This window comes from Paenarthrobacter sp. TYUT067 (assembly GCF_023656375.1).
In the GTDB taxonomy this organism is placed as follows: Bacteria; Actinomycetota; Actinomycetes; order Actinomycetales; family Micrococcaceae; genus Arthrobacter.
In genome coordinates this window covers 1-6,077 of the sequence record NZ_JAMOIT010000038.1, presented here as the reverse complement: position 1 = coordinate 6,077, position 6,077 = coordinate 1, and the positions used below count along the sequence as shown (strand labels likewise).

The 6,077-nt window shown below is 59.3% G+C and carries 3 protein-coding genes and 1 pseudogene; 1 reads left to right on the top strand and 3 read right to left on the bottom strand.

What is annotated here, in order from left to right; translation table 11 throughout:
- The 3 genes and pseudogenes from MOD31_RS21745 to MOD31_RS21735 all read right to left on the bottom strand — a co-directional run.
- A pseudogene (locus MOD31_RS21745) lies at positions 1-386 on the bottom strand (S-layer homology domain-containing protein); the annotation flags it as partial.
- A 146-nt stretch (positions 387-532) separates the two neighbouring features.
- Positions 533-1,135 (bottom strand): hypothetical protein, encoded by a 603-nt coding sequence (locus MOD31_RS21740; protein ID WP_250821689.1) that lies wholly within the window; start codon positions 1,133-1,135, stop codon positions 533-535.
- 363 nt (positions 1,136-1,498) lie between these two features.
- Positions 1,499-2,941: a polymerase gene (locus tag MOD31_RS21735; RefSeq protein ID WP_250821688.1), complete on the bottom strand. Its 1,443-nt coding sequence runs from the start codon at positions 2,939-2,941 to the stop codon at positions 1,499-1,501.
- 566 nt (positions 2,942-3,507) lie between these two features.
- On the opposite strand from MOD31_RS21735, the gene MOD31_RS21730 reads away from it, so the two are divergent.
- A complete protein-coding gene (locus MOD31_RS21730; protein ID WP_374207006.1) occupies positions 3,508-6,003 on the top strand; it encodes an S-layer homology domain-containing protein in 2,496 nt (831 codons plus the stop codon).
- The last annotated feature ends 74 nt before the right edge of the window (positions 6,004-6,077 follow it).

Here is a 6,077-nt window from a genome sequence, read left to right as displayed (position 1 = left end):
CAGCCGGTGGAAATGCCCTCGGAGGCAAGCCAGGTGATTTCTTTATAGAACGCTGCCTCTACCGGGACATCCGTGAACGGCGACACCGTGGGCGGTGTGAACGCCGGGGACCCGGCATGACGGTACAGGAACGCGGCCATCGCGTTCCGGGCAATGGACTCCAACGGCCGGTACTGCCGCACCCCGCCGGTGTCCCAACCCGTGGAAATACCCGACGCGGCCAACCACGAAATCTCCTTCGCGAACTGCGACTCCACCGGCACATCCGAGAACGACACCACGTTCTCCACCACCGGATCCGCAGCCACCGCCGACGGCACCACCAACAAACCCGGCACCACCACCACAACAACAGCAACCAACCACGCCACACCACGACGAAACACCGCAACCCCCACACACCGGCGACACCCAGAAAACACTCAGGAAACTAACTACACGGCATCCACAGCCGGGATTGCAACAGAGTCGGGAAGTACACCCGCACATTACGTCCTGATTCGAGATTGGCCCAGCGGTCCAGAGCTACGTTTCAGGTGGCGGGATGTTTGACGAGCTCGGGCATCACGGCTCCACACTCATAGGCGGGTGAATCAGCGCCCACTATCGCACCCAGGAATCCATGCAAAGGGCAACCGAAACGGCGGAAGTCGCCTCCGTCGTAGGAGACGAGGAATGCGTCAGGCTTGGTCAGGGCTTCTTTGATTGCTGGCCACTCAGTTTCAGGAAATCCGGCCATCCCGGCGGTTTGGTGCCCGCCGGGCGATCCTTTGAAAACCTTCAGGGTAGTGGTACCACCAGCGGGAGTTGAAACGTCTGCATATCCAAAGCCAAGCAGGATCGAGCATGGTTTGGTGGCGCGTTTGGCGGACTCAGCGGCCGATAGACAAATGGGGCTGTCACTATTCCAGAGCGCGCTGACCAGGAACTTCGGATTACCGAAGGGCTTAGTCACGCCGTCCACCCCTTTGAAGGAAACGTTGCGTCCCGGAGTGGTGTTTATTATGTGGAGGTCCATATCAAGCAGGAACCTGGCACTCATAAAGCCCGGCTTGTCGTCGGCCACTGTCTCGCCCAAAGAGCTCGTTATGACATTCACATCGAGATCGAAAGTGTAGCCGTCCACATCTTTCATGTGGGCAACAAAAGTGCCGGACGGCCCTCTCGTACCGGCAGCTTCAGGACCAGTTAGCGGCGTTTGCGTTGGTGTGGGCGTTACAGATTCCACGGGCACAACGGCCTCTGAGGGGCTTGCAACGGGGCTATTCGCGGGTGGCGTTCCAGGGCTCGGCGCGCAGGACACGAGCGAGGCCACTGTCAAAGCCAGAATCCACACGTGGGCATTGTATTTCCTGTCTGCTCCGGAAATTCGCATTACCGTTCACCCCGAGATCTCCCACCCATAATGGGCTCGACACCGTGCCTGACCAAACCGTATTGCATGCCCTCCGGGAATGCGCCATATATGACAGATGAATTTTTGTCATGTCACAAGGATTTATCGAGCCTGAGCCAACTGCTTCTCCACTTCGGCAGCTTTTTCGGGCTGGCCGGACACCACGTAAAGCTCCGACAGAATGGTCAGCGCCCGCTCCGGTTTAGGAGTTAGCGCAGCTGCGCGTTCAATATCGGCAATAGCGCCCGCCATATCCTGCCCGCTCGCTTTGGCAAGTCCCCGGAGGAGGTATGGCTCCGACGTCCACGGAGAGCGTTCAATCTGCCTGTCCAGAGTCTTCCATGCGGCCTCAACGTCGCCAGTCCCAAGTTGCCCAACGGCAAGCGCCGTCAGTGCCTCCATGGAGCCCGGGTTACGCTCGACGGCGGAACTCGCCCAGGTGACTGCGGCAGCTGCCGCTGTTGTATCGCCGGTGACGGCCCGAACAGCGAACGCCTGGGCGGCTAGGAGATCTAGGTCCTGGTCCCAGGGTCGCAAAGCCCTGGCCTGTTCGAATTCCTTGGAGGCCAGCGGGATGTCTCCCTTGGCAGCCAGCTCAGTTCCGGATTTCATTGGCAGCTCTGCGCTTGCCGCCACACCACTGAGGATGGCACCCATCAAGGCAAGCCCTGCCGCTGCCAGGCGCACTGAATTCAAAGCCTTGCCCGGCCGACGCCCGGCGTTTGCTTCCTGTGCTGGTGCATTTCCAAGGATGGCACCGGCCAGAACGCACACCAGGGCGGTAGTTCCCGGCGAGGTGAAGTGAGTCATGAGGGCGAATCCGTAGCCGCATACTGCCGCCAGCGCGCCTACCAGAAACAGTTTGTGTTCGTTCACCGGCAGGGCGCGGCTACGCCTGACGCCCGCCACGATGACCGTACACATAACTACCCCCGCGGACAGGAGGAACAGCAGTCCTCCTGCGCTGACCAATTGAAGAGCCACCATGTGCGGGCTATCCGCCGGGAACTCAGTTCCCACGTTCCTGGCGAATGCGTCGGATAGGTGAGAAGGCAAAACGTCCACGAATTGCCCGGCCCCAAGCCCAACGAACGCGTTGCCTGACAATGCCCGGAGGGATGCCTCCCAGAGATACACGCGACCCGCGACTGTTTCCGTACTGAACAAGCGCTCAGCGACGGATGGGATGGACCATGACAAGACGGCCGCAGCGCCCAAAAAGCCCGCAAGGGCAGTGAGCGCGAGGACTCGCTTTCCGGATCTCATGAGCTGGAAAGCCTTGAATCCGAAAAGCACAGTTCCACAAACAACCACAACCAGAATGCAAGCCCGTGAACCGGAAGCGACCGTAACCACTCCTGCCGCAACAGCACCTATTTGTGCCAGCCTGTTCTTTGTCCACAACGCCGAGGGCACAAGCAGCAAGCATGCGACCAACCCCACCAGGCCTAAGTCCGTGGCATTCCCCAAGGTCGCTCCGGGACGGACATCGTCGGCGCCGCCAAAGGGCCTAAGACCAGCTGCCTCGGCCACCGCAATAGGCATCAGAATGAGCATGCTGAAGCACAGCCCTCGGACCAGATACCGCCTGCTTTTCGACGCTGTGGACCCCCCAAGTACTCTTGCGCCGACTACCAATAGACCCACATACAAAAGCAGGACAGGCAGGCCTTCGTAACGCGGCCATCGTCCAACGATGGCAGCACCGGGGTCTACGGAACTCAGTGCGGCAATGAGAAAAACCGCCGCTATCGCTGCCAGAATTAGCGCCACAGGACGCCCAAGTCTTGCGGTGGCGGGGACCAGAAGACCCACGCACAGGGCGATAAACAAAATAGTCAGTTTTGGCAACACAAACCTGTGCAGGCCGTCCGGAAGCAAAACCAGGGGTGCTGTGATAAATAACGTCACACTAATGAGTGCTAATCGGTCATTACCGAAAGTTGACTCCCAAATGCGACGTAATGATTGCACTATTTTCCCCCATGATCGACAGACCCGCCGTACAAGAAATAGCATGTGGCAGACGCAACAACTTGACTTGACTCGGCGTCGAAAAACAAATATGGGGGGCATTCTTGAAACAAATGAAGCTATCACGGCAAATACTTGTGCCCGTGACCGGTTTATCACTACTCGCAGCATCCTTCTCCGGCGCACCGGCCGCCATGGCTGCGGGAACTGCAAGCATCAGCGGTAGCGTGCAGATGCAGGCTGGTCTCAGTGCCAGCATGATCATCATCGACGCTTACAAGGACGATGCATACGTCGGCGAAACCCGGATTTGGAGCGGTTCCGGGACTTACACTTTGAGCGGACTGGAGCCTGGCAACTACAAGGTCAAGTTCAGTGCCTACGGTGAAGGTGGCGGCGCTCCGGTCAATGTCCAGGAATGGTTTGACGACAAAGAACTGGCATCCTCGGCTCAAACAATCACTCTGACAACGGGGCAAGCACAAGCAAACGTCTCCGCGGTTCTCAATACGGGCGCCACTCTCAGCGGCAAGGTGTCCGTTCCTGCCGGCGTCGATGCCACCAAGGTGAACGTGAACGCAACACGCGATGGCGAGTACAGCTCATATAGCACTTCGCTGAAAGCGGACGGTACGTACTCGCTCACCAACATGATCGCCGGTCAATACCGGCTGCGGTTCAACTGGGGCTCCCCGTGGGATCCCAACCCAACCCCCAGCCCGGTGATCGAGACCTTCCTTGGGAGCAAGGACTGGTCGTCAGCCACCCTGCTCGAGGTTCCCAAACAAGGCAACATCACGCAAAACGTTACTTTGGCCCCCGCCGGAATCGCGACCGGCAAAGTGACTGTTCCAGCCGGTGTCGATCCCACGAAGGTCTCTGTCTACTTTTCCAATGCGGCCAAGCCCTCCGATCCAGGGGGATACACCACGGCAAACGCCAATGGCGACTTCAGCATTGGAGGGCTGACCCCGGCCACCTACCGCGTTTCCTTTGGCTGGAGCGGCTCCGACTCCCCCGTGCTTTCCGCGTACTACGGGCCTTCGGGAGCTACGCAAGACAATGCCACTTTGGTAACCCTGCAACCAGCCCAAACCGTTACAGGAATCAACCAAACACTGATAGCTGCCGCGAAAATAAAGGGCAAAGTGACGGTCCCGGCAGGATTCTCGGCGTCTGGCATCATGGTAACGGCTAAAGCCACAACCGACCTTGCCTGGGTGAGCAGTGCCCAAACCGATTCGACGGGTGCGTTCAGCATTGGCGGCCTCCCGGCAGGATCATACAAATTGCAGTACTCGCCCTTCAACCAAAACCTTCTGGACCAGTGGCAGGGCCAGAAGCAGGACGCGTCAGCATCAATCGCCGTTGCTGTGACTACCGGTCAGACAATCTCGGTGGCCAATGAGGCCTTGGTGCCTGGGGCCGCCGTATCGGGCACGCTCAGCGTTCCTGCAGGTTCCTTCAGCCAAGCCAACTACGCTGCCTTGGTAGGCCCCGGCGGAGTGGTCAGCCAGGCCTCTGTCGATAACACTGGAAGCTTCTCTTTCAGCCGGCTTCCGGCAGGGACCTATGCCATTGAATTCAACCGATCCAGCGGCTTGACCACTGACGTTGAAGCCTCCTTCTTCAAAGACAAGTCCGAATCCGCAGGCGCTTCATCAGCCACCACGGTCACTGTGGCTACAGGTGAAGCGAAGACCGGGCTGACAAGCACAGCGAAGACGGGTGGCACGCTCACGGGAAAGATTGTGGGCACAGACGGGCAGCCACTGAATAATGTTCCTGTCCGCGTTTACACCAAGGACGGCTCGCTGGTCACCCGCGGCGCGAACACCATCGCCGATGGCACGTTCAAGGTGACAGGACTTACCACGGGAAGCTACTTGGTCTCGGCCAACATGATCCCAACCCGGCCTTCGGGCTCCCTCGGAACTATCTTCTCCGGCAACGTGAAGACCGAAGGGGCGGCGTCGAATGTAGCCACCACGGTGGGTACCAACACTGACATCGGTACCCTCAGCTTCGCCACAGCAGGCAACGCCGGCACCGGATTCTCCGACGTACCTGCGGGCGGGCAATTCAGCACAGAGATTAGCTGGATGGCAACGGCCGGAATCAGCACCGGCTGGACCGAATCGGACGGCTCCAAAACGTTCCGGCCGCTCTCCCCCGTCAATCGTGATGCGATGGCAGCCTTCATGTACCGGCTGGCAGGAAAGCCAGCCTTCACTCCCCCGGCCACGTCACCATTCACGGATGTGCCCACCAGCAGCCAGTTCTACAAGGAAATTACGTGGCTCGCTGACAAGGGTGTCTCCACCGGTTGGACAGAGTCGGACGGCAGCAAAACCTACCGTCCCCTTCAGGCGGTCAACCGGGATGCGATGGCAGCCTTCATGTACCGGCTGGCAGGGAAACCCGCCTTCGATCCCCCGAGTTCGTCACCGTTCACCGATGTGCCCACCAGCAGCCAGTTCTACAAGGAGATCACTTGGCTGGCAGCTCAAGGCATCAGCACTGGCTGGACAGAAGCGGATAACAGCAAGACGTTCCGCCCGCTGAATGCCGTCAACCGCGACGCGATGGCTGCATTCATGTACCGCTATAACGGGAAGTTCAACCCGAGTTAGTCCTCAGCAAGCGAGCGGGCCGGCACCACAAGAGGTGGTGCCGGCCGTCTCGTACCTTCGGGTGCCGCGGTCCA